Genomic DNA, 23,755 nt, shown 5'->3' on the forward strand with positions numbered 1-23,755 from the left:
TGAACAATCAGGTACACCACACCGTAGTTCAGTCAAGTGAACCCCGTCATCCCATATATTGAACCCTCATCGATGGACGTGATGTGTCGGACCTCGACCTGCTGACCCAGTCCCTGGCGCGCAACGTCAAGCGCTGGCGCACCGAGCGCGGCTTCACCCTGGACGCGCTCGCGGCCCGCGCGGGCGTCAGCCGCGGCATGCTCATCCAGATCGAGCAGGCGCGGACGAACCCCAGCATCGGCACCGTCGTCAAGATCGGCGACGCGCTCGGCATCAGCATCACCACCCTGCTCGACTACGAACAGGGCCCCACCGTCCGCATCGTCCCCGCCGAACAGGCCGTACGGCTGTGGCACACGGACGCCGGCAGCTACAACCGCCTCCTCGCCGGCACGGAGGCGCCCGGACCGCTGGAGATGTGGGACTGGCGGCTGATGCCCGGCGAGCAGAGCCCCTCCGAGCCGCACCCCGTGGGCACCGTGGAACTCGTCCATGTCACCGCGGGCGAACTGACCCTCACCGTGGACGGCGTCAAGCACCTGGTGCCGACCGGCGCGAGCGCCACGTTCGAGGCGAGCACCTCGCACACCTACGGCAACGAGGGTGACGTACCGATGGAGATGGTGATGGCCGTCTCCGTGCCGCCCGTGCGCTGAACCGCACTCCGGCGGCCTGTTAGCGTGCGGCCATGCGCGCACCCATCGGAGACTTCGACACCGCCACCCCTGTCCCGGACTGCCTCGAGGAGCTGACCGCCCCGGTCGCCGACGCCGTACGCAACTGGCGGGGTGTGATCCCCGCCGACCGCGTCCTCTACGTCGAGACGGACCCGCGCTGGGCCGACACCGCCGTCTTCGTGGAGCACTACGGCCGCGAGCTGCTGGAGCAGTCGGCGAACTGTGTGGTGGTCGCCGGCAAGCGGGGCGGCGAGACCACCCTCGCCGCGTGCCTGGTGCTCTCCACCACGCGGGTCGACGTCAACGGCGTGGTCCGACGCCAACTCGGCGCGCGCAAGGCCTCGTTCGCCTCGATGGAGACGGCGACCGGCGAGACCGGCATGGAGTACGGCGGCATCACCCCGGTCGGACTGCCCGCCGGCTGGCCGCTGCTGATCGACTCGGCCGTCGTGGACCTTCCCTACGTCCTCGTCGGCAGCGGACGCCGGCGCGGCAAGCTGCTGGTGCCCGGCAAGGCCCTCGCGGAACTGCCGGGCGCCGTGGTGCTGGAGGGCCTCGGGGTCGCCTGAGGCGGCTGCCCCTCGCATGGCCCGGCCCATGGCGGGATTCAGTAGGCGGTGGCGGTGCCGAGGTACTGCTCGGCGAAGGCCGCCGCCGCGGCCGGTGAGGTGAACAGGCGGCGCAGCCGGGCCAGTGTGGTGCCGGCGCGGAACGGATCGCCGGACGCGACACCGTGATAGATGTCCGACAGCCACTGCGAGAACTCCTGGTAGTCCCACACCCGGCGCAGACAGGCCGTCGAGTAGCCGTCCAGGCCGCTGCCGTCGCCCTTGGTGACGCAGGCCGCGAGCGCGTCACCGAGCAGGAAGGCGTCGTGCAGGGCGAGGTTCATGCCCTTCGCGGCGATGGGCGCGACCAGGTGACCGGCGTCGCCGGCCAGGAACAGCCGCCCGTGGCTCAGGGGTTCGACGACATAGTGGTGCATGTCCAGGACGCGTTTCTCGATCAGCCGGCCCTCGGTGAGCGGGGGCGCTCCGGCCGCGCCGAGCCGCTCGCGCAGCTCGGTCCAGACCCGGTCGTGCGGCCAGTTGTCCGGATCGTCGCCGGGCGGGCACTGGAGGTAGAACCGGGTCAGCTCCGGGCTGCGGGGCATCTGGCCGGCGAAACCGCGCGGATGGACGCCGAACAGGACGCAGTCCGTCGACGGCGGGACCTCCGCGAGCAGCGCCAGCCAGCCGATGCCGTCGTCCTGCCGTGCGATGCGCCGGCGCTCGACGGGTATCGCGTCCCGGGTCACCCCGCGCGCCCCGTCGCAGCCCGCGACGAAGTCGCAGCGCAGCAGCCGCCGTTCACCCGTGTCCGGGCACCGGTACGAGACCGCGGGCCGGTCGGAGCCCAGGTCGTGCAGCGTGACGTCACGCACGCCGAAGCGGATGTCGCCGCCGCGTGCTTCGGCGTACTCCCGCACCAGGTCCGTCACCAGCAACGGCTGCGGGTAGACGTAGTGACGGCTGCCGGTCAGGTCGGCGTAGGGGAAGCGGTACCGCTCGCCGTCGAAGCGGAACTCGCAGGCGCTGTGCGACTCGGCCCGCTCCGGGAGCCGTTCGGACAGTCCGCGCCGGCCGAGTTCACGCACCGCCCACTCTTCGATGACACCGGCCCTGGGCCGGGTCTCGATGAACTGCCTGCTCTCGGTCTCCAGGACGACGCAGTCGACGGAGGCGGCCCGCAGGATGCCGGCGACGGTGAGCCCAGCAGGCCCGGCGCCCACGACGACGATCGTACGGCGTTCCTCGGGCGCGGAGTGGAGGTGGGGGGAAGGGGAGATCATCCCCGCATTATGACGGTGTCCCGTCAGCCGGATCCGGCCGACGGGACACCAGGGGGGAGGGGGTCAGTGGGCGGGGGTGTCGGTGACGACGACCTCTTCGATGTCGCGCTCGATCTGCTCGGGCTTGGAGGCGGTCGCCTTGGCCCAGTAGTAGATGCCGAGCGAGAACACCGCGACGACCAGGATGTCCCACCACAGCGGCAGGTCACCGTTACCGCCGAAGGTGCTCAGGTAGGAGATCACGCCGATGCCCGCCAGGTAGGGGAGCAGCCACTGCGCGGCCTTGAAGTCCAGCCGCGGCGCGTTGGGCAGCTCCTTGCGGATCGCGTACCAGGCGTAGGAGCCGAGCAGCACGTAGCCGATCAGGATCGCGAAGCCCAGGCGCCACAGGGTGTCCCAGCCGGACCAGAAGATGATCAGGTTGGCGACCACGAAGGACAGCGGCGAGATGATGTTGCCGAAGGGCAGCTTGTACGGACGCTCGTGGTTCGGCAGCCGGTCGGCGAAGACGCCGTAGGCCAGCGGGGCACCCGCGTACATCAGCACGCTCGCCGAGGTGATGAAGCCGACCAGCGTCTGCCAGCTCGGGAACGGGGCGAAGCAGACCACACCGGTCACGAACGACATCGCCAGGCCGAACCACGGCACACCGCGCGAGTCGGTCTTGGCGAAGACCTTCGGCGCGTAGCCGTTCTTGGCCAGGCCGTAGGAGATACGGGACGTGGCGGTGGTGTAGATCAGGCCGGTGCCGCCGGGGGAGATGATCGCGTCGGCGTACAGGACCCAGGCCAGCCAGCCCAGGCCGACCAGCGAGGCGAGACCCGCCCAGGGGCCGCTGATGCCGGCGTAGGCCAGGTTCGCCCAGCCCTTGGCGAAGGAGGCGTGCGGCAGGGCGGCGATGAACACGACCTGGAGCAGGACGTAGATCGTGGCGCCGATGGCGACCGAACCGAGCGTCGCGCGCGGCAGGTCACGCTTGGGGTTGCGGCTCTCGCCGGCCAGCTGGATGGCCTGCTCGAAGCCGAGGAGCGCGAAGATGATGCCGCTGGAGCTGATCGCGGTGAGGACGCCCTTGGCGCCGAACGGGGCGAAGCCCTCGGAGGTGAAGTTGGCCGGGTGGAAGTTGCCGATCGCGATGATGAAGATCGCCGCGAGCGGGACCGCGATCTTCCACCAGGTGGCGGCGCTGTTCGTGTGGGCCAGAACGCGGACGCCCAGGAAGTTGACCGCGACGAACACGGCCATGAGGAGCACCGCGACGACGATGCCGCTGGTGGTGAGCGTGCCGTTCGCGTTCTGCAGTCCGTCGGCGAAGTGCCAGTGCTTGGCATAGCCGATCATGGCCTCGACCTCGATCGGGGCCACCGTCGCGGCCTGCAGCCAGGAGAACCAGCCGAAGGACATACCCGCCAGACCGCCGAAGGCGTAGTGCGGGTAACGGGCGGTACCGCCCGCAACCGGGAACATTCCGCCGAGCTCGGCGTGCACGAGGGCGAGCAGCACGATCGCCACGGCACCGATCACCCACGAGATGATCGCCGCGGGGCCAGCCGCCGTGACCGCCTTCTCGGCACCGAAGAGCCAGCCGGAGCCGATGATGGAACCCACCGAAGCCCACATCAGGCCGATGAGCCCCACATCGCGGCGCAGGCCGCCGCCGGTGTCGCTTGTGGCTACCGGCGTAGCAGCCTGGTCGACTTTCGCCATGTCTAGTGGCCTCTCAGATCTATACGCAGCGTTTACGAGCAAGGAGGCCACAGGCTAGGGATGCTTTCCGAGTGAGCAAAAGAGTGTTAACCAAATTTTGACCTGGGATCTTCGGTGTCTTGGGCGCACACTCGGTCACTGACTTGTCACAGGTCAGATGCCTAGTCGGAATGTCAATATTCAGCGACCAATTGTGAGTAGAAGGAGAGATTCGTTAGCCCAGACGGGGAATTTCGATGGCCGGACACCGGTCCATGACCATGTCGAGACCTGCCGTCCGTGTGCGCTCGTAGGCGGCCTCGTCCACGACACCGAGCTGGAACCATACCGCCCGCGCGCCCTTGGTCACCGCCTGGTCGGCCACCGCGCCGGCCAGGCCGCCGTTGACGAAGACGTCGACCACGTCGACCTCGAAGGGGATGTCCGCGAGGGAGGCGTAGCCCTGCTCACCGTGCACGGTCTCTGCCTTGGGGTGCACCGGCACGATCCGCTTGCCGTACCGCTGGAGCACCTGCGCCACCCCGTACGCGGCCCGGCTCCGGTTGCCGGACAGACCGACCACCGCCCAGGTGTCGCCCAGCTCGGTCAGGATCCTGCGGATCGTCGCTTCGTCGCCGTACACGCCGCCTCCTCGGGGCTGCGGGAAACTGTTCCCCTGGGCAACAGCACCCCGGCAGGTCCGGATTCCCGGCCCGCCGCCTCGCCACCATGTCCGGAATGGACACAAGATGCCTGCGTACGACCGTCCACCCGCCTACGCTCAGCCCGTGCTGCGCATCCTCGACGCCCGAACCGGCGAGCCCGTCCCCGCCGCGCCCGCCCGCCGCGGCCTTACCCGCATCGAGGCCCACGCCTCCGGCCCCGGCCCGACCTCCCTGCGGGTGCTGCTCACCGCCGACCTCCTCGTCCGCGCCCTGGAACTGGGCGGCACACCGGTCTGGGCGACCCTCGCCGCACCCCACGGCCCCGTCGGCCTCCGCACCGCCGCGACCACCCTGGCCATCCGCCCCTTCGAGGACGCCCACGACGTCACGCCGGGCCTCGGGGAGGCGCAGACGATCCACGTGACCACCGAAATCCCGGACACCCCCGGCGGGGGGCCGGTGGCGTGGGTGGCGCCGGTGGAGTGGACGGGGGAGCCGGTGGGCGGCCCGGGGGCGGATCCCGTCGCGGGGCACGTCCCCGAGCCCGCTGCACACCCCACGCTCCCGGACCTCCTTTCCGGTCTCTCCGACCCCGCTGCCCTTCGGCTCGCGCTGCTCCGCGTGCCGCGTGGTGAGCCGGTCCGGCTGGGCCTCGCCGTGCTGGAGGAGGTCGCCGGGCGGCTGGACCGGTGGCGGCGGGCAGTGGCGGGGTGGGCGCGGCAGCCCTCGCGGCCCGTGCCCGACGAGGTGCGGGCGCGGCTGCGCTCCGCGTGGGAGGACGATCTCGACCTGCCCGGAGTGCTGGCGGTGCTGCGGGACGTGGAGAGCGCCCCGGACCTGCCCGACGGAGCCCGGTTCGAGACCTACGTGTACGCCGACCGGCTGCTGGCCCTCGACCTCGCCCGCGACCTCGGGAGCCCGGCGTGATCACGCGGGCGGGCAGGGGCTCGCTGCGCCGGCTGGTGGTCCTGCGGCACGCGAAGTCCGCCTGGCCCGAGGGCGTCGAGGACCACCGCAGGCCGCTCGCGCCGCGTGGGCTGCGCGACGCCCCGGCCGCCGGACGCGCCCTCGCCGAGGCCGACTGCCTGCCCGACCTCGCCCTGTGCTCCCCGGCCGTGCGCGCCCGCCGCACCTGGGAGCTGGCCTCCGCCGAGTGGGGCACTCCGCCGCCGGTGCGCTACGACCGGCGGTTGTACGCGGCCGGCGTACCGGAACTCCTGGAGGTGGTCCACGAGGCGCCGCCCGAGGTCGAGACGCTCCTGCTGGTCGGGCACAACCCCGGTCTCGAGGAACTCGTCCTGGAGCTGGCGCGGGACGGTCTGGAGGACACGCTGGAGCGGGTGCGGACGAAGTTCCCCACGTCCGCCATCGCCGTCCTGTCCTGGCACGGCACCGGCTGGCCCGCCCTCGGCGCCGGCACCGCCCTCCTGACCTCGCTGATCGTGGCACGCGGGAAGAAGAAGTAGGCCCACGCGCGCGTGCGCGCGGCCGCCGCTGGTCCGGATCTCCGGCAACCACGAAGTAGGCCCACGCGCGCGTGCGCGCCCGCGCCGTGACCACCGGCTGCGCGCGCGTACCCGACCGTCGTCCGTGCCCCCATCGTCGGCATGCGCCCGTCGCCGCCCACTCCGTGTCAGCACATAGGCTTGCGGGATGCAGTACGAGTACCGCACAGTCGCCCGCGCGGGCGTGCACGGGATCGAGATCAACCGCTCCCGCTTCCTGTGCGCCCTCGCCCCGGCCGCCACCGAGCAGGAGGCGCAGGACTTCATCGCCTCCGTGCGCAAGGAGCACGCCGACGCGACCCACAACTGCTGGGCGTACGTCATCGGCGCCGATGCCTCCGTGCAGAAGGCCAGCGACGACGGCGAACCGGGCGGCACCGCCGGCGTCCCCATGCTCCAGATGCTGCTGCGCCGTGAGATGCGCTACGTCGTCGCGGTCGTCACCCGCTACTACGGGGGCGTCAAGCTCGGCGCCGGCGGACTCATCCGGGCCTACGGCGGCGCCGTCGGCGAGGCCCTCGACACCCTCGGCACGATCACCCGGCGCCGCTTCCGGCTGGCCACGGTGACCGTCGACCACCAGCGCGCCGGCAAGGTCCAGAACGACCTGCGCGCCACCGGACGCGAGGTGCGGGACGTCCGCTACGCCGAGGCGGTCACCATCGAGATCGGCCTGCCGGACGCGGACGTGGCAGCCTTCCGTGCCTGGCTCGCCGATGCGACGGCGGGCACGGCAGGGTTCGAACTGGGCGGCGAGGCCTACGGAGATGCCTGACATACCGCCCCGGTCGGGCAAATGCGGCCATAGTTGACCGGCTGTGTCGGGTCGATACGGGAGTAACCGCCCGTGATGTCAGACCCGGCCGTTAGTCTCGGGGATCATGAGACTCCTGCACACGTCCGACTGGCATCTCGGCCGGGCCTTCCACCGGGTGAACATGCTCGGGGCCCAGGCCGAGTTCATCGGTCACCTCGTCACCACCGTGCGCGAGCGCGAGGTGGACGCGGTGGTCGTGTCGGGCGATGTGTACGACCGCGCGGTGCCCCCGCTCGCCGCGGTCGAGCTGTTCGACGACGCCCTGCACCGCCTCGCGGACCTCGGTGTGCCCACGGTGATGATCTCCGGCAACCACGACTCCGCCCGCCGCCTCGGCGTCGGCGCCGGACTCATCGACCGCGCCGGCATCCACCTGCGCACCGAACCGTCGGCCGCCGGCACCCCCGTGGTGCTCACCGACGCACACGGCGACGTCGCCTTCTACGGTCTGCCCTACCTCGAACCGGCCCTGGTGAAGGACGAGTTCGCGGTGGACAAGGCCGGACACGAGGCCGTGCTCGGCGCCGCCATGGACCGGGTCCGCGCCGACCTCGCCGGCCGCGGGCCGGGCACCCGCTCGGTCGTCCTGGCCCACGCCTTCGTCACCGGCGGTGAGGCCAGCGACAGCGAGCGGGACATCACCGTCGGCGGGGTCGCCGCCGTACCGGCCGGGGTCTTCGACGGTGTCGACTATGTGGCGCTCGGCCATCTGCACGGCTGCCAGGCCCTCACCGAGCGCGTGCGCTACTCCGGCTCCCCGCTCGCCTACTCCTTCTCCGAGGCCGACCACCGCAAGAGCATGTGGCTGATCGACCTCGGGCCCGACGGCTCCGTCTCCGCCGAGCGCGTCGACTGCCCGGTGCCGCGCCCGCTGGCCCGCATCAAGGGCACGCTGGACGACCTCCTCGCCGACCCCGCACTGGCCCGCCACGAGGACGCCTGGGTCGAGGCCACCCTCACCGACCCGGTGCGTCCCGCCGAACCCATGGCCCGGCTCACCGAGCGCTTCCCGCACACCCTCAGCCTCGTCTTCGCCCCCGAGCGCGGCCCGGACGACCCCCAGGTGTCCTACGCCCGGCGTCTCGCGGGCCGCAGCGACCAGCAGATCGCCCAGGACTTCGTCGCCCATGTGCGCGGCGCCGGGCCCGACGAACGGGAGGCGGCCGTGCTGCGCGAGGCCTTCGACGCCATGCGCGCCGACGCCGCCGTACGGGAGGTGGCCCGGTGAGGCTCCACCGGCTCGACATCACCGCCTTCGGGCCCTTCGGCGGCTCCCAGAGCATCGACTTCGACGCCCTGTCCGCCGCCGGACTCTTCCTGCTGCACGGCCCCACCGGCGCCGGCAAGACCTCCGTCCTGGACGCCGTCTGCTACGCCCTGTACGGCTCCGTCCCCGGCGCCCGGCAGAGCGGCCAGGGCATGCACCTGCGCAGCGACCACGCCGAGCCGCGCACCCGCACCGAGGTCCGCCTCGACCTCACCGTCGCCGGCCGCCGCCTGGAGATCACCCGGCAACCGCCCTGGGAGCGGCCCAAACTGCGCGGCGCCGGTACGACCGTCGACAAGGCCCAGACCTGGCTGCGCGAGTACGACGCCGCGGCCGGGGCCTGGAAGGACCGCAGCCGCTCCCACCAGGAGATCGGCGAGGAGATCACCCAGCTGCTCGGCATGAGCCGCGAGCAGTTCTGCCAGGTCGTGCTGCTGCCCCAGGGCGACTTCGCCCGCTTCCTGCGCGCCGACGCCGAGGCCCGCGGCCGGCTGCTGGGCCGCCTCTTCGACACCCAGCGCTTCGCCGACGTCGAGAAGCGACTCGCCGAGCGCCGCCGCGCCACCGAGGCACGCGTGCGGGAAGGCGACGCGGCGCTGCTCGCCGACGCCCACCGCATGCAGCAGGAGGCCGGCGACGCCATGGAGCTGCCCGAGCTGGCTCCCGGTGACCCGGGCCTGGCCGACGCCGTCCTCGGCGCCGCCGCGGTCGCCCGAGCCACCGCCCGCGAACGCCTCACGGTCGCCCACTGCCGGCTCGCCGCCGCCGAGTCGGCCCACGCCGAGACCCGGCGCGGCTTGGACGACGTGCGCGAACTCGCCCGTCTGCAGAGCCGGTTCGCCGAGGCCCGGCAGCGCGCCGAGCGGCTCCAGGAGCGGGCGGGCGCCCATCACGAGGCCCAGCGGCGCATGGAGCGGTCCCGCAAGGCGGAGGCGGTCGCGCCCGCGCTGGAGCTGCGCGAGGCCGCCGAGGAGGAGCACCGCAGGACGGCCGCGGCCGAGGCACGCACGCGTGGCATGCTCCCCGAGTCCTACGCCGACGCGGGCGCGGCCGGACTCGCCGCCGCCGCCCGCCGGGCCGCCGAGGAGCTGGGCGGTCTGGACGCGGCCCGGCGGGCGGAGCGGCGGCTCGCCGAACTGACCGAGGAGCGGTCCGGGCTCGACCGCCAGGAGCGAGCGGACGAGGACGTGCTCCGCGAGGCCGAGGCCTGGCTCGACGGCTGGGACGCCACCCGCGCGGCGCTGCAGTCCCGCGTCGACTCCGCCCAGGAGGCCGCCACCCGCGCCGAACAGCTCGCCGTCCAGCGGGAACCGATGCGCGGGCGCCTCGAAGCGGCCCGCACCCGGGACCAGCTGGCCGCCGACCTGGAGAGGGCCCGGCTGCAGGCGGCCGCCTCGGGTCAGCGCGCCCTCGACGCCCGCGCCCACTGGCTGGACCTCAAGGAACAGCGCCTGAACGGCATCGCCGCCGAACTGGCCGCCCACCTCACCGACGGCGAGCCCTGCGCGGTCTGCGGAGCCACCGAACACCCGGCGCCGGCCCGCAAGGTCGCCGGACACGTCGACCGGGAGACCGAGGACCGGGCCCTGGCCGACTGCCGGCGCGCCGAGGAGCAGCACGCCGAGGACGAGCGGCGGCTCGGCGTCGTCCGCGAGGCCCTGGCCGCCGCCACCGCCGAGGCCGGAGACACGCCCACCACCCAACTTGAGGAGGCGAGCGCGCAGTTGGAGCACGAGTACGCCCGTGCCCGGCGCGACGCCTCCGCGCTGCACGCCGCCCACGAGGAGCTGCGGCGCGCCGAGCACGAGCGCGAACAGCGCCTCGCCGACCGCCAGCAGGCCGCCGTACGGGCCGCCTCCCGGCTCACCCGGCGCGAGACCCTGGAGCGCGAACAGGCCCAACTGGAAGAGACCTTGACCAAGGCGCGCGGCAACTCCGGCAGTGTGGCGGCACGTGCCGCGCAACTGGAGCGGCAGACGGCGCTGCTGACCGACGCCGCCGACGCCGTGCGCGCCGCCGAGGACGCCGCCCAGCGACTGAAGGACGCCGACGCCCGCCTCGCCGACGCCGCCTACCGGGCCGGCTTCGACACCCCGCAGGCCGCGGCCGGCGCTCTCCTGGACGCGGCGGCCCACCGCGAACTGCAGCACCGCCTGGACGCCTGGCAGGCCGAGGAGGCCGCCGTACGCGCGGTACTGGCGGAGGCCGACACCGCGGCCGCCGCCCAGCGCCCGCCCGCCGACCCGGCCACGGCCGAGCGCGCGGCCGCCACGGCCGAACACCGGCTGCGCGAGGCGGCGTCCGCACGCGATGCGGCGGCCCGTTGCTGCGCCGAGCTGGACCGCCTCTCCGCGCGCGCCGGGGAGGCCGTCCGACGGCTCGCCCCGCTCCGCGAGGAGTACGACCGGGTCGCCCGCCTCGCCGCCCTCACCGCGGGCACCTCCGCCGACAACGAACGCAAGATGCGCCTGGAGTCGTATGTGCTCGCGGCCCGCCTGGAGCAGGTCGCCGCCGCCGCGACCGCCCGGCTGCAGCGCATGTCGTCGGGCCGCTACACCCTCGTCCACTCCGACGACCGCACCGGACGCGGCCGCAGCGGGCTCGGGCTGCATGTGGTCGACGCCTGGACGGGACGCGAACGCGACACCGCCACCCTGTCCGGCGGCGAGACCTTCTTCGCCTCCCTCGCCCTCGCCCTCGGCCTCGCGGACGTCGTCACCGACGAAGCCGGCGGCGTCCGCCTCGACACGTTGTTCATCGACGAGGGCTTCGGCAGCCTCGACGACCAGACCCTCGACGAGGTCCTCGACGTCCTGGACTCCCTGCGCGAACGCGACCGCAGCGTCGGCATCGTCAGCCACGTCCCCGACCTGCGCCGCCGCATCCACGCCCAACTGGAGGTCGTCAAGGGCAGATCGGGGTCCGCGCTGCGGCAGCGGGGGGTCTGACCAGGTGCCCGGCGTCAGCGGCCCAGTGCGCGCCGGGGCAGGGGCGAGGAGTACACAACGCTGGTGGTCACCGAGCCCAGCGCGCCGATCTTCCCGGAGATCTCCTCCAGATGGGACATGGACCGGGCGGCGACCTTGATGACGAAACAGTCGTCGCCCGTCACGTGGTGCGCCTCCAGAATCTCGGGCGTCGCGGCCACCAGGTCGTGGAACGGCTTGTAGTTGCCGTTCGGGTAGCGCAGCCGTACGAACGCGAGGATCGGCAGCCCGAGCCGCTCGGGGTCCACGACCGCCGCGTACCCCTGGATCACGCCCGCTTCCTCCAGCCGGCGGACCCGTTCGGTGACGGCGCTCGGCGACATGGAGACCGCCCGCGCCAGCTCGGCGTAGCTGGCCCGGCCCTCGCGCTGGAGGACCTCGAGGATGCGCCAGTCGGTGGCGTCCGGGGAATACACGGTCATCCCGGATGGATAGCAGGGAAATCCCGGCCTGGACAAGGGGAACGCCGTGGATCCCTGCTTCAGGGACCGGGCCGCGAGCCGTAGATTTCCACTCATGATCACGAAGACCACGGAAAACCCTGTCCTGCGCGTCGCGCCCGCGGCCCCCGCCGAGGCGGCCGCCCACTTCCGGGCGAGCCTGGCCTTCCACGCCGATGTCTCCGACGTGGCCGCCGCGCTCGCGGCCGGCGGCGACCCCGGCTTCGTCGTCGTGGACTCGCGCTCGACCGAGTCCTGGGACCAGGGGCACATCCCCGGCGCCGTCCACCTGCCCACCGCGCTCATCCCCGAGCAGGCGGAGCAGCTCCTGGACAAGTCTGTGCCGGTGGTGACGTACTGCTGGGGCCCGGGCTGCAACGGCGCCACCCGCGCCGCCCTCGCCCTCGCCGAACTCGGCTACCAGGTCAAGGAGATGCTGGGGGGCTTCGAGTACTGGGTGCGCGAGGGCTTCGCCTACGAGACCTGGCAGGGGCGCGCACAGCGCGACGCCGACCCGCTGACCGCACCCGTCGAAGGCGATTGCGGCTGCTGATCGACACCCGTGTAGGTTCTCTGCCCATGGCTCGATACGCGGATCCAGGCGCGCTGGAGTGGGTGGAATCGGGCGGCGGCCCGCTGATAGCCGTCCCGGAGACGGTGCTGCCGTTCTGGGCCGGCGCCGACAGCGAGGAACTCGACACGGACTACGACCGCGCGTGCGAGGTCGACGGTTACGTCGGCCTGCTGCCCGTCGGCGACAGCGCGGCCCTGGTCTTCGGCGACGAACCCGCGGCCACCTCGTACCTGCCGGACCACGCCACCTTCGTGCGGTGGTCTGCCGCGAACTCGGAGGCGGAACTCCTCGCCGGTGTCCCCGCCGCCCTGGACGCGGCGGTGTGGGGGAGCGAGGTGCACTGGCGGGTGCCCGGACCGGTGCTGCTGTTCGACTCGGCCTGGCCGGGCCCGGCGGCCGACCGCAACGCGCACCTGAGGGTGCCGCTGGAGCCGGGCACGTACGCGGTGCGCGCCGCGTATGCGCAGCCGGGGCCCGAGACCTGGGTCGGGCTGGTGCAGCTCAGACGGCTCGATCACTGACCGGACCGCCGACGGCTGTCAACGCAGGTTGTCGAAGGCGATGTTCAGATGCCGGGGGCCGCGCAGCACGGCGTTCTGCCGGTACGGCGGCGGGTCCTCGACCAGGCGGGGATTCTCCAGCCGCCGGGCAAGTTCGGACAGCGCGATCTGGGTTTCGAGCCGGGCCAGCGGAGCGCCGAAGCAGCTGTGGATGCCGCTGCCGAAGCCGAGGTGCTGGATGTCCTCGCGGTCCGGGTCGAAGCGCTCGGGGTCCTTGAACCGCTCGGGGTCGCGGTTGCCGGCGGCCAGTACCAGCCAGATCCGCGAACCCTTGGGGATGGTGACCCCGCGCACCTCGATGTCGGTGATGTTGGTGCGCTGCGGCACGATCTGCACGGGTGGCTCGTAGCGCAGCAACTCCTCCACGATCCGCACCGACAGGCCCGGATCCCGGCGCAGGCGCTGGAGGACGTCCGGGTGGCGCAGCAGGGTGAGCATGCCGTTCGTGATCAGGTTGACCGTCGTCTCGTGACCGGCGATCAGCAGCAGCACCGCGGTGCTCAGTACCTCCATCATCGTCATGGCACCGTCCGGACCCTTGCTGTCGACCAGGTCGGACAGCAGGTCGTCCCGGGGTTCCTTGGTGCGCTGCTCGACCAGCCCGGCCAGGTACATCCCGAGCTGCATCCGTGCTTCCTGCGCCTTCTTCACGAACTCGGGATCGGGGTGCTCGCGCGCCTCCGGGTCCAGGCTGGCCACCAGCGGGTCCACCCAGGCGCGGAACCGGGGCTCGTCCTCCCGGGGCACCCCGAGCAGCCGGCAGATCACCGTCACGGGGAAGGGATACGCGAACTGGTCGACCAGGTCGATCTGCCGCGCGTCCCCGAAGCCGTCGATCAGCTGGGTGACGATGGCCGCCATGTCACCGCGCATGTCGTCGACCCGGCGCGGCCGGTGCGGCGGCCCGAAGGCGCTGTTGGCGATGCGCCGGAGCCGGTCGTGCTCCGGCGGGTCGAGCCGCAGGAAGGACGGCGGCAGTCCCCCCGTCTCCTCCGACTGGGCCAGTGGGTCCTCTCCGGCGGCGGCGAGGTTGGCGGAGTCGGAGCTGACTCGGGGATCGTGCAGCAGGGCCTCGATGTCGTAGTACGAGCTGAAGACGTACGGGCCGCCCTCCTCCTCGTGCAGGACCGGGGTCTTGCGCAGCTCCTCGTACAGCGGGTACGGATTGGCGCGGTTGGCGAAGTCGGTGATCCGACGGAACAACGGGTCCTGCGTCATGACACGTCCTTGAAGCGTCGGGCCGGGCGGCGGTCAGTGCCGGGCGGGGTGGAAGACCAGCTGCTGGTCGGCCGGCGAGTAGCCGGTGAGGGTCACGGTGGGGCCGTGGGTCGGCAGGGACGGGTCGGGGAAGTCGGCCGCCACCGGCTGTCTGCCCTCGGGACGCCGGTCCATCGTCGGGTGCCCCACCGGGAACGGCGCGCCCTGCTCGATCTGCCGCGCGTAGAACTCCAGCCACCTGGTGTTGTCGAAGCTCACGGCGGCGATCATCCGGCCCTGGTAGCCGTACACGCCGACGAACCGGCGTTCGGCCGGCGAACCCTGCGTGATCATGAGCTGGTCACCCATGGGCGGCACGCCGACCGACTTGATGTTCACGCCGAACATCGACGACCAGAAGGCGGGCATCCACAGGTGCGGCCGCCGGTCGGCGCCCTGGCAGATCATGTTGTGCGCGGCCGTCTCCGCCTGCGCGACGGCGTTGCCCCAGTGCTCCAGTGAGAGGAACTGGTAGCCGAACAGCGCGTGCGGGGAGCGCGCGACGTCACCCGCCACGAAGACGTCGTCGGTGACGATGCCCCGGAAGTCGAAGGCGCGGCATCCCGCGTCGCAGGCGATGCCCCGGGGGCCGGCGCCCAGCCCCGACCCGGCCAGCCAGTCGGTGTTGCGCAGCGAGCCCAGCGAGACCACGACCACGTCCGCCTCGACGACGCTCTCGTCGGACAGATGGACCACCCGCACCCGGCCGGCCGAGTCGCCCTCCAGCGAGGTCACCGTGACATGCGTGCGCAGGTCCACCCCGTTGTCGGTCTGCAGGTCGGCGGCGACGGCGCCGATCACCCCGCCGAGCGCCCCCACCAGCGGTGCCGCGGCGCGCTCCGCCACGGTCACGGGCAGCCCCATCTCCCGGCAGGCCGACGCCACCTCCGAACCGGCGAAGCCCGCGCCGATGACGAACACCCGGCGCGGACCTGCCTTGAGCCGCTGGTACAGATCGGCCGCGTCGTCGCGGGTCCGCAGCAGGCAGACGCCGTCCAGCCGGGCCTCGTCCTCATTCGGCCAGGGCCGGGCGCGGACGCCGGTCGCGATGAGCAGCCGGTCGTACTCCACCTCGTCGCCGTCGGCCAGCCGGACCCGTTTGGCCGTCAGATCCAGACCGGTCGCCGGGACACCGAGCCGCCACTTGGCGTCGATCTCCCGGCGGTGCGGCAGCTCGGTGCGGTGCGGGGAGGCCATCCCCAGCAGTACGGACTTGGACAGCGGTGGCCGGTCGTACGGCTCGTACGGCTCGTCGCCGATCAGGGTCAGCTCGCCGGCGAAGCCCTCGGCACGCAGGGTCTCCGCGGCCCGCAGCCCCGCGAGCGAGGCGCCGACGATCACGATCCGGCCTTCGCGCCTGAGCCAGTCGATGTGATCAGCGGCCATCGGACGCCTCCCGGGCGTCTCCCGTGTCGTCCAGACCGTCCGCGGTGATCGCCTGCACCGGGCAGGCGGCGACGGCGCGGGCCAGCCGTTCCCGCTGCTCCTCGCCGGCGTGCGGGTTGTAGATCAGTGACTCCTCGCCGTGCATCGCGAAGACATCGGGAGCGAGGAACGCGCACTGGGCGTACCCCTGGCATTTGTTGAGATCGACGACGAGCCGCATCGGCGCTCCGCCTTTCCGGTGGCCAGGTCCGGTGCGCGCCGGCCGTGTCGCGCGGCATTCCCGGACGGCGGTCATGTCCCGTTTGTCAGCATGGGTCCGGTGCGGCGAGATCGCCCGTCGGGGAACCCGTCCGGGTCGGCGCCACGTCGGCCGCGCCGGACCGGTCCGTCATGACCGAGGCGCGGCACGTGAGCGCGAGCCGGCGCTCGCCAGGAGGATGTGACCGCTGAGCACCAGCGACCAGGCCGGGAAGACCAGCTCCGACCAGGGAACGTTGTCCGACACGAAGAGCAGCGTCAGGGCGGTGAGGCCGCCCAGGACGATGATCGGGCGGGGCAGGACACCGAGATGGTGGCCGATCACCGACACGACGGACACGAAGACGGCCGCCATCCGCATCGCGTACCCCACCAACATCGTGTATGCGAAGTGGCGGCCGAAGTCCCAGGACGCGGGTGCGGGTGCCGTGCCGGCCGGGTGCGCGACGGACAGGACGGCACCGGCCGCCGCGGCGGCGCCGAACATCGTGGCCGTGAAGACCAGGCCGCTGCCCAGGAACACCGTGGCCAGAAACCTGTCCTCGGCCGCACCGACATGCGCCCGAATGGTGCCCATGAACCACAGGAAGAAGATGCCGGCGAACGGCACGAGCGCGAGGGCCGTCTCAAGTGCGCTGCGCCGCGCGGAGTTCGTGAACCCCTGGGCGGTGATCGCGCCGGCGCCCTGGGGCATCCCCAGCCGGACCAGGACGATCGCCGCCGTCAGCAGCAGTGCGAACACGACCCCGGCCAGCCCGGCGGCCCGCGGCGTCTCCAGCGCCGACCTCTTCCGCTGCATGCCGGCCCGCCTCCTCCGCATCGACTCCGGCACCAGCTAGCCCCCACCCGCCGCCCCACGCCACCGGGCACGGCCGGACGGCGGAGCGATGGGTGGTGGGTGGGGGTGGGGTGGGCGCGGTGCGGGGGCCCCAATTCACTCGCGCCCCGATCCCGCTCCCCCTTAAGGTGATCCGCCATGTCGGCAAACACTCCCCCCGCCCCGGAAGAGCTGCGCCGCGACCCGTTGCCCCTGCGTGGCCGTACCGCTCTCGTCACCGGGGCGAGCCGGCGGGCCGGGATCGGGCATGCTGTGGCGCGGCGGTTGGCGGCGTACGGGGCGAGTGTGCATCTGCATCACCATGTGCCGCACGACGCCGCCATGCCGTGGGGCGCCGACAGTCCCGAGGCTGTCGTCGGCTCCGTGCGTGAGGCGCTCGGTGATCCTGGGGCCTGCGTCGCCGCCGGACCCGGTGACCTCGCCGACCCGGCCGAGCCGGCGCGGCTGATCGACACGGTCGTCGGTGAGTTCGGCCGGCTGGACATCCTCGTCGCCAACCACGCCCTCAGCGGCTCGGACGGCACCCTGGACGAGATCGACGCCGCGATGCTCGACGCGCACTGGGCGGTCGACACCCGCTCGGTCCTGCTGCTCGTCCAGGCCTACGCCCGCTCGCGCGCCCGGCTGACCGACGGCGCTCCCGGCGGGCGGGTGGTGCTGATGACCTCCGGACAGGACCTCGGCGCTGGCATGCCCGGCGAGATCGCCTACGCCCTGCAGAAGGGCGCCCTCGCCTCGATCACCCGCTCACTGGCCGCCACGCTGGCCGAGCACGGCATCACGGTGAACGCCGTCAATCCCGGCCCGGTGGACACCGGTTACGCCACCGGCGAGGCCCACGCCGCCGTCGCCGCCCGCTTTCCCGGCGGACGCTGGGGGCTCCCCGACGACCCGGCCCGCCTCATCGCGTGGCTGGCCACGGACGAGGCCGGCTGGATCACCGGGGAGGTCATCAACTCCGAAGGCGGCTTCCGGCGCTGACGCCCCCGCACGTCAGAGCCGGGCCAGCTCGTCCACCAGGTCGTCGAGGCCCAGCGAACCCTGCGACAGCGCCGCCATGTGCCAGGCCTTCAGGTCGAACGCGTCGCCGTGCCGCTCGCGCGCCTTCTCCCGGCCCAGCAGCCACGCCCGCTCACCCAGCTTGTAGCCGATCGCCTGGCCCGGAATCGTCAGATACCGCGTCAGCTCGCTCTCCACGAAGTCCGCCGGCCGGCTGCTGTGGGCACCGAAGAACTCCTGCGCCAGCTCCGGCGTCCACCGCTCGCCGGGGTGGAACGGCGAGTCCGCGGGAATCTCCAGCTCCAGGTGCATGCCGATGTCCACGATCACCCGGGCCGCCCGCATCATCTGCGCGTCCAGATAGCCGAGCCGCTGCTCGGGATCCGTGAGGTAGCCCAGCTCGTCCATCAGCCGCTCCGCGTACAGCGCCCAGCCCTCGGCATTGGCGCTGACCCCGCCGACGGTCGCCTGGTAGCGGGAGAGGTTCTCCGCCACGTGCACCCACTGCGCGAGCTGGAGGTGATGCCCGGGCACGCCCTCGTGGTACCAGGTGGAGACCAGGTCGTAGACCGGGAAGCGGGTCTGCCCCATGGTGGGCAGCCAGGTGCGCCCAGGGCGGGAGAAGTCCTCCGACGGAGGCGTGTAATAGGGGGCCGCGGCGCCGCCGGGCGGGGCGATGCGCGACTCCACCTTCCGCACCCGCTCGGCGAGTTCGAAGTGCGTGCCGTCCAGGTCCTGGATGGCCTTGTCCATCAGGCCCTGCAGCCACTCCCGCACCTCCTCCACGCCCTCGATGTGCCGGCCGTGCTCGTCGAGGTGCGCGAGCGCCACCCAGGGGGTCTCGGCGCCGGGCAGGATCTTCTCCGCCTCCTGCCTCATCTCGCCGAGGATGCGGTGGAACTCCGACCAGCCGTACGCGTACGCCTCGTCCAGGTCCAGATCGGTGCCGTTGAAGTAGCGGGACCAGCGCGCGTACCGCTCGCGGCCCACCGTGTTCGGGGCGCCCTCGATCGCCGGCGCGTACACGTCCCGCAGCCAGTCCCGCAGCTCCACCAGGGCGCCCGTCGCCGCGCGGGCCGCCTCGTCCAGCTCGGCGCGCAGCGCCTCGGGCCCGGCGGCGGCGAAGTCCTCGTACCAGCCGCGGCCCTTGCCGTCCGTGTCCGTCCACTCGGTGAGCTGCTCGATGTACGTCGCCGTCGGCCGCGGCGCCGCGAACAGCTTGCGGTCCAGGCCCAGTTGCAGCGACTCACGGTAGCCCGCGAGCGCTCCCGGCACCGCGCGCAGCCGCTCGGCGATCGCCGCCCAGTCCTCGTCCGTCTGCGACGGCGTGACCGTGAAGATGTCCCGCACCGAGTGGCCAGGCGTGGCCATGTTGCCGACCGCGCGCAGGTGCTCGTCGGCCTCGTGCACGGCGAGTTCGGCGGTCAGCCGCTCCCGCAACAGCCGCCCGCAGCGCCGCTCCGCGTCACTGTCCGCCCCCGGCTGCCGCTCCGCCTCGTCCAGCCTCGCGAGCGTGGTCCGCGCCAGCTCGGCGAGGGCCGCCCGGCCCGCGGGCGAGTAGTCGGGCAGCCGGCTCGAACTCTCCTTCACACCGAGGTAGGTACCGGTGACCGGGTCGAGAGCGATGAGGTCGTCCACGTACGCGTCTGCCACCTGACGGGGCAGCGGGCTCTTGGTCTCAGACATGAGCCCATCCTCGTACGAGAAGGATCACCCCGTCACCCACGTATGGGGGGATTCAGCTCTGGGCGTGGCCGGGCGGCAGCAGCGGCCCGCAGTCCCACTGCTGGAAGATCAGCCGGGTCTCCACCCGCGCCACCTCGCGCCGCGCGGTGAACTCGTCGAGCACCAGGCGCTGCAGGTCGGCCATGTCCGCGACGGCCACATGCACCAGATAGTCGTCCGGCCCGGTCAGATGGAACACGGTCAAGGTCTCCGGCAGAGCCCGGATCCGCTCCACGAACGGCCCGACCAGCTCCCGCCGGTGCGGCCGTACCTGCACCGACAGCAGGGCCTGGAGCCCGCGCCCCAGCTTGGCCGGATCCAGACGCAGCTGGTGGCCCAGGATCACGCCCGAGCGGCGCAGCCGGGTCACCCGGTCCAGACACGTCGACGGCGCCACGCCCACCTGCGCGGCGAGATCGCGGTAGGTGGTCCGGGCGTCGTTCTGCAGCAGCCGCAGCAGATGAAGATCCACCGGATCCAGTACGACAGATTCGGCCATGGGCCGAACGTAGCACGGTGTTCGAATCCCGTGAACCGTTCACTGTTCACCCTTCCGCGCATGGACACAGCGAGCACCGGTGCCTACGACGGCGTACGCACCGCATCGAGAGCCCTGGACACGGAGGCCGTGCACGCCGGCCGCGACGATCTCGCCCGCCAGGGCCTGCACGCCCCGCCGATCGACCTGTCGACCACCTATCCCTCGTACGACAGCCGCGGTGAGGCCGCCCGCATCGACGCCTTCGCCACCGACGGCGCCGACCCGGTCGGGCCGCCCGTCTACGGCCGTCTCGGCAACCCGACCGTCGGTCGCTTCGAGACCGCCCTGGCCCGCCTGGAGGGCACCGAGTCCGCGGTCGCCTTCGCCAGCGGGATGGCGGCGCTGAGCGCGGTCCTGCTGGCCCGTTCGGCGATGGGCCTCCGCCATGTGGTCGCGGTACGGCCCCTGTACGGCTGCAGCGACCATCTGCTGACCGCCGGGCTGCTCGGCACCGAGGTCACCTGGACCGACCCGGCCGGCATCGCCGACGCGCTGCGCCCGGACACCGGCCTGGTGATGGTGGAGTCCCCGGCCAACCCGACCCTCGCCGAGGTAGATCTGCGGGCCGTCGCGCACGCCTGCGGTTCGGTTCCGCTGCTCGCCGACAACACCTTCGCCACGCCCGTGCTGCAACGCCCGGCCGAGCACGGCGCCCGCCTGGTGCTGCACAGCGCCACCAAGTACCTCGGCGGCCATGGCGATGTGCTGGCCGGAGTGGTCGCCTGCGACGAGGAGTTCGCGGGCCGGCTACGGCAGATACGGTTCGCCACCGGCGGGGTCCTGCATCCGCTGGCGGGCTACCTGCTGCTGAGGGGACTGTCCACGCTCCCGGTGCGGGTGCGGGCCGCCTCCGCGACCGCCGCCGAACTGGCCGGCCGGCTCGCCGCCGACCCGCGCGTGGCCCGCATCCACTATCCGCGCATCGGCGGCGCGATGATCGCCTTCGAGGTGCACGGCGATCCGCACGAGGTCATCTCCCGGGTCCGGCTCGTCACCCCGGCGGTGAGCCTGGGCAGCGTCGACACGCTCATCCAGCATCCCGCGTCCATCAGCCACCGCATCGTCGACGCCGACGACCGGCGCGGGGCGGGGGTGAGCGACCGGCTGCTGCGGTTGTCGGTGGGTCTGGAGGACGTGGCCGATCTGTGGGCGGACCTGGACCAGGCGCTGGGCGAGCCCGCCGCCCGGACGCCGGTGCCACTGCGGGAGGCGGTGCACTGAGGGGTGACGGCCGGTGGCGGGCGCGGGTGAGTCGGACACCGCCGGACACCACGGTTGTGGCTGGTCGCCGTCGCGGCGGGTCGACGGCCCGGTCGTCCATATGGCGCGCCCGGGGCCCGACCGCCGACACTCGCCCGGCCGGAGATCCCGACCCCGGCCGCAGATCCCGGCTCAGGCCGCAGATCCCGGGCGCGGGTTGTCGTCCTCGGGCCTGAGCCTGGACGTTGCTCCTGGCGGTGGGTTTTGGTCTGTGCCCGGTCAGGGCGTCGGCCGTGGTCCGGGTTGTCGGTCTCGAGTCTGGGTCTGGACGTTGGTCGTGGCTGTGGGTTTTGGTCTGTGCCCGGCCCGGGCGTCGGCCTTGGTCCGGGTTGTCGGTCTCGAGTCTGGGTCTGGACGTTGGTCGTGGCTGCGGGTTTTGGTCTGTGCCCGGCCCGGGCGTCGGCCTTGGTCCGGGTTGTCGGTCTCGAGTCTGGGTCTGGACGTTGGTCGTGGCTGCGGGTTCTGGTCTGTGCCCGGTCCCGGCGTCGGCCCTGGCCCCGGCTGTCGGCCTCGGCCGTGAGCCCTACCCCGACCATCGGCCCCCGACCATCGGCCCCCGACCATCGGCCCCCGGCCTCTGGCTCTGAGCCTGGACGCCAACCCTGGCCCGGCTGTCGGCCTCGGACCCGAGCCCGGCCCCGATCGTCCGCCACTCTTGGCCTCGGCCGCCGACCCCGGCCCGGGCCGCAGACCTTGGCCCGCCTGCCGGCCCCGGCCAGCCGCCATGCCGTCGGCCCGGTCCGGCCCCCTGCCCGTCGGTTCCGGCCGGGGGCGGGGGGCCGGGGCGCGAAAATGAGTCGTCGCGGGTGTGCCGCGCGTCAGTCTCGGTGGGCCGGGGTTCCGAGGTGGTGGAGGCCGGTGTCGTACGGCCGCCGGGCGGGGGTCTGTGCGGCGTTCAGGCGGGCGGTGATGACGAGCGTGCCCTCCTCGATCTGGTAGTCCAGGGGCAGGCCGAGGCCGCGCATCGCGGCGACCATGCCGGTGTTGGACGCCTGCGTCACGGCGTATACGCTCTCGCAGCCGGCCTCCACGGCCATCGCCACGAGCCGGCCGAGCAGTTCACCGCCGATGCCGCGCTGCTGCCAGTCGTCCTCGATCAGCAGCGCGACCTCCGTCTCGTCGCCGTCCCACAGCAGGTGCCCGAGGCCGACGATGCGGCCGGAGGTGGTCTGCGCGGCCAGCGTCCGGCCGAAACGGGGGCTGAGCAGATGGTTCAGATAGCGGTCCGCGTCGCCGACAGGGCCGTGGTAGCGCATGCCGAGGGTGCGCGGCGAGCACCGCTCGTGCATCGCCTTCGCCGCGGTCAGGTCCCCGGTGTCCACCCGGCGGACGGTGATGTCGTTGCCCTCGGGCAGGGTCAGCACGTCCTTGCCGCGCGGGATCCGCGGACCGAGCCGGTTGTCGAGATCCACCAGCGCCCGGGCCCGGGCGAACTCGGTGGGGGTGAATGGCAGATACGGCCGCTCCACGGTGAGCACCCCGCCCTCCGGCGCCGGCAGCCGCATCACGGTGTCCTCCAGCACACCCTCGACCGGCACCGGCTCGGGTCCGCGGCCCCCGCCGGCCGGAGCCCCGGGCAGCGAGCGGATCGTGCACCGGCCCAGCAACTGGCGCAGCGCCAGCGGCAGTTCGGCGGCGTCCAGCGCGGTGCGCGCGGCCAGCCCGAGCACCCGCGTGGGGGCGTCGACCAGGTCGTGGGCGTCGGCCCGCTCGATCCACGTCGACTTTCCGCCGGCCTGCGAGACCGCCCGGGTGATCTCGGCCGCCTCCAGCGCGCGCGGCGCCCGCAGCAGGAACTCGTCCACCGTACCGTCGGCGAGCGGGTGCGTCTGGAGGCTCAGGATGTCCACACGCCGCTCGGCCAGTGCCGTGCACAGTGTCGCCAGCGAGCCCGGTTCGTCCTTCACGGTGGTCCGCATCCGCCACAGCGCACCGGAGTCGGCCACGTCCTCCGTGTCATCGTCGTCACCCGGCTGCCCGGAGGATCCGGAGGGCCCGGCCTGCCGCGTCTCGGCGGCCGGCCGGGCGCCTGTATCACGGGTCGGCGGTGCGTGTCCGTGGTGCCGTGCCCACCATGTGTGGAAGCCGGCCGTCGCGGCCAGCACAAGCGCCGAGATCACCAGCAGGGCCGGGCCGTCGGGGCCGTGCCCGACCAGGTTCGCCACCCCGTCGGCGACGGCGACGGCCGTGAACAGCGCGGCGAGCTCGACGACGTCCCGCCGCCAGTGGTGCACGGGGCGTCCATGCTTCGCCCGGGTCACATCAGACATCTCTGGAGTCATGCAGCCACTGTGAAGGAAGGGTGTTGCGTGATCACGAACTGCTTGTGACCGATGGGTAAAGTATGCTCCGTCCGTTTTGTAGCATTTTCTAGAGCCTGCTGGCTCCTAGTAGGGCCTGGTCAGGTTGGTACCGGTTCTGGCGTGTTGCGGTGACAGGTGGGGCAGGCGCCGGTCCAGACCGCGAGGAGCGACTGCAGTTC

The 23,755-nt window shown here is 72.7% G+C and carries 22 protein-coding genes; 11 read left to right on the forward strand and 11 right to left on the reverse strand.

Annotated elements, in window-relative coordinates:
* The first annotated feature begins 83 nt into the window (after positions 1-83).
* Positions 84-656: an XRE family transcriptional regulator gene (locus ACWCQS_RS39675; protein WP_351807939.1), complete on the forward strand. Its 573-nt coding sequence runs from the start codon at positions 84-86 to the stop codon at positions 654-656.
* A 32-nt stretch (positions 657-688) separates the two neighbouring features.
* Positions 689-1,246 carry a YbaK/EbsC family protein gene (locus tag ACWCQS_RS39680; protein ID WP_451008996.1) on the forward strand — a complete coding sequence of 186 codons (558 nt, stop codon included), beginning with the start codon at positions 689-691 and terminating at the stop codon, positions 1,244-1,246.
* 38 nt (positions 1,247-1,284) lie between these two features.
* On the opposite strand, the gene ACWCQS_RS39685 is transcribed toward ACWCQS_RS39680, so the two are convergent.
* From ACWCQS_RS39685 to ACWCQS_RS39695, 3 genes are all read right to left on the reverse strand, one after another.
* Complete coding sequence (locus tag ACWCQS_RS39685; protein WP_451008997.1) at positions 1,285-2,508, reverse strand: 4-hydroxybenzoate 3-monooxygenase; 1,224 nt, start codon at positions 2,506-2,508, stop codon at positions 1,285-1,287.
* A 63-nt stretch (positions 2,509-2,571) separates the two neighbouring features.
* Positions 2,572-4,215 (reverse strand): APC family permease, encoded by a 1,644-nt coding sequence (locus tag ACWCQS_RS39690; protein ID WP_451008998.1) that lies wholly within the window; start codon positions 4,213-4,215, stop codon positions 2,572-2,574.
* Between the two features lie 214 nt (positions 4,216-4,429).
* On the reverse strand, positions 4,430-4,837 hold the full coding sequence (locus ACWCQS_RS39695) for a CoA-binding protein (protein WP_451008999.1): 408 nt from the start codon (positions 4,835-4,837) through the stop codon (positions 4,430-4,432).
* Between the two features lie 106 nt (positions 4,838-4,943).
* Between ACWCQS_RS39695 and ACWCQS_RS39700 the strand changes: the two genes are divergently transcribed.
* From ACWCQS_RS39700 to ACWCQS_RS39720, 5 genes are all read left to right on the forward strand, one after another.
* A complete protein-coding gene (locus tag ACWCQS_RS39700) occupies positions 4,944-5,786 on the forward strand; it encodes a hypothetical protein (protein ID WP_451009000.1) in 843 nt (280 codons plus the stop codon).
* Positions 5,783-6,325 (forward strand): SixA phosphatase family protein, encoded by a 543-nt coding sequence (locus ACWCQS_RS39705; protein WP_451009001.1) that lies wholly within the window; start codon positions 5,783-5,785, stop codon positions 6,323-6,325. The genes ACWCQS_RS39700 and ACWCQS_RS39705 overlap by 4 nt, the downstream gene beginning before the upstream one ends.
* Positions 6,326-6,512: 187 nt before the next feature.
* On the forward strand, positions 6,513-7,139 hold the full coding sequence (locus ACWCQS_RS39710; RefSeq protein ID WP_451009002.1) for a YigZ family protein: 627 nt from the start codon (positions 6,513-6,515) through the stop codon (positions 7,137-7,139).
* Positions 7,140-7,245: 106 nt separating this feature from the next.
* Positions 7,246-8,409, forward strand: coding sequence for an exonuclease SbcCD subunit D (locus ACWCQS_RS39715; protein ID WP_451009003.1), 1,164 nt, complete (start codon positions 7,246-7,248; stop codon positions 8,407-8,409).
* A complete protein-coding gene (locus ACWCQS_RS39720; RefSeq protein ID WP_451009004.1) occupies positions 8,406-11,396 on the forward strand; it encodes an AAA family ATPase in 2,991 nt (996 codons plus the stop codon). The genes ACWCQS_RS39715 and ACWCQS_RS39720 overlap by 4 nt, the downstream gene beginning before the upstream one ends.
* A gap of 14 nt (positions 11,397-11,410) precedes the next feature.
* Here the strand turns inward: ACWCQS_RS39720 and ACWCQS_RS39725 are convergent, their stop codons facing one another.
* Positions 11,411-11,857, reverse strand: coding sequence for an Lrp/AsnC family transcriptional regulator (locus tag ACWCQS_RS39725; RefSeq protein WP_356030067.1), 447 nt, complete (start codon positions 11,855-11,857; stop codon positions 11,411-11,413).
* A 94-nt stretch (positions 11,858-11,951) separates the two neighbouring features.
* Between ACWCQS_RS39725 and ACWCQS_RS39730 the strand changes: the two genes are divergently transcribed.
* Together ACWCQS_RS39730 and ACWCQS_RS39735 are read left to right on the forward strand one after the other, a co-directional pair.
* Positions 11,952-12,428, forward strand: coding sequence for a rhodanese-like domain-containing protein (locus ACWCQS_RS39730; protein ID WP_451009005.1), 477 nt, complete (start codon positions 11,952-11,954; stop codon positions 12,426-12,428).
* Positions 12,429-12,454: 26 nt separating this feature from the next.
* Positions 12,455-12,970 carry an immunity 21 family protein gene (locus ACWCQS_RS39735; protein ID WP_451009006.1) on the forward strand — a complete coding sequence of 172 codons (516 nt, stop codon included), beginning with the start codon at positions 12,455-12,457 and terminating at the stop codon, positions 12,968-12,970.
* A gap of 18 nt (positions 12,971-12,988) precedes the next feature.
* Here the strand turns inward: ACWCQS_RS39735 and ACWCQS_RS39740 are convergent, their stop codons facing one another.
* From ACWCQS_RS39740 to ACWCQS_RS39755, 4 genes are all read right to left on the reverse strand, one after another.
* Complete coding sequence (locus tag ACWCQS_RS39740) at positions 12,989-14,227, reverse strand: cytochrome P450 (RefSeq protein WP_451009007.1); 1,239 nt, start codon at positions 14,225-14,227, stop codon at positions 12,989-12,991.
* A gap of 33 nt (positions 14,228-14,260) precedes the next feature.
* Positions 14,261-15,652: an NAD(P)/FAD-dependent oxidoreductase gene (locus ACWCQS_RS39745; RefSeq protein ID WP_451009008.1), complete on the reverse strand. Its 1,392-nt coding sequence runs from the start codon at positions 15,650-15,652 to the stop codon at positions 14,261-14,263.
* A complete protein-coding gene (locus tag ACWCQS_RS39750) occupies positions 15,642-15,872 on the reverse strand; it encodes a ferredoxin (protein ID WP_451009009.1) in 231 nt (76 codons plus the stop codon). The genes ACWCQS_RS39745 and ACWCQS_RS39750 overlap by 11 nt, the downstream gene beginning before the upstream one ends.
* A 168-nt stretch (positions 15,873-16,040) precedes the next feature.
* Complete coding sequence (locus ACWCQS_RS39755) at positions 16,041-16,709, reverse strand: hypothetical protein (protein WP_451009010.1); 669 nt, start codon at positions 16,707-16,709, stop codon at positions 16,041-16,043.
* 177 nt (positions 16,710-16,886) lie between these two features.
* Here ACWCQS_RS39755 and ACWCQS_RS39760 point away from each other — a divergent pair, with 177 nt between their 5' ends.
* The gene (locus tag ACWCQS_RS39760; protein WP_451009011.1) at positions 16,887-17,729 is read left to right on the forward strand and encodes an SDR family oxidoreductase; all 843 of its coding nucleotides are present in this window, start codon (positions 16,887-16,889) and stop codon (positions 17,727-17,729) included.
* A 12-nt stretch (positions 17,730-17,741) separates the two neighbouring features.
* On the opposite strand, the gene ACWCQS_RS39765 is transcribed toward ACWCQS_RS39760, so the two are convergent.
* Together ACWCQS_RS39765 and ACWCQS_RS39770 are read right to left on the reverse strand one after the other, a co-directional pair.
* A complete protein-coding gene (locus tag ACWCQS_RS39765) occupies positions 17,742-19,433 on the reverse strand; it encodes a DUF885 domain-containing protein (RefSeq protein WP_451009012.1) in 1,692 nt (563 codons plus the stop codon).
* Between the two features lie 52 nt (positions 19,434-19,485).
* A complete protein-coding gene (locus ACWCQS_RS39770; protein ID WP_351807920.1) occupies positions 19,486-19,971 on the reverse strand; it encodes an Lrp/AsnC family transcriptional regulator in 486 nt (161 codons plus the stop codon).
* A 60-nt stretch (positions 19,972-20,031) separates the two neighbouring features.
* On the opposite strand from ACWCQS_RS39770, the gene ACWCQS_RS39775 reads away from it, so the two are divergent.
* Complete coding sequence (locus ACWCQS_RS39775) at positions 20,032-21,234, forward strand: trans-sulfuration enzyme family protein (protein WP_451009013.1); 1,203 nt, start codon at positions 20,032-20,034, stop codon at positions 21,232-21,234.
* 857 nt (positions 21,235-22,091) lie between these two features.
* Here the strand turns inward: ACWCQS_RS39775 and ACWCQS_RS39780 are convergent.
* Positions 22,092-23,555 (reverse strand): GNAT family N-acetyltransferase, encoded by a 1,464-nt coding sequence (locus ACWCQS_RS39780; protein WP_451009014.1) that lies wholly within the window; start codon positions 23,553-23,555, stop codon positions 22,092-22,094.
* Between the last annotated feature and the right edge of the window lie 200 nt (positions 23,556-23,755).

The organism is Streptomyces sp. NPDC002076, assembly GCF_053593835.1.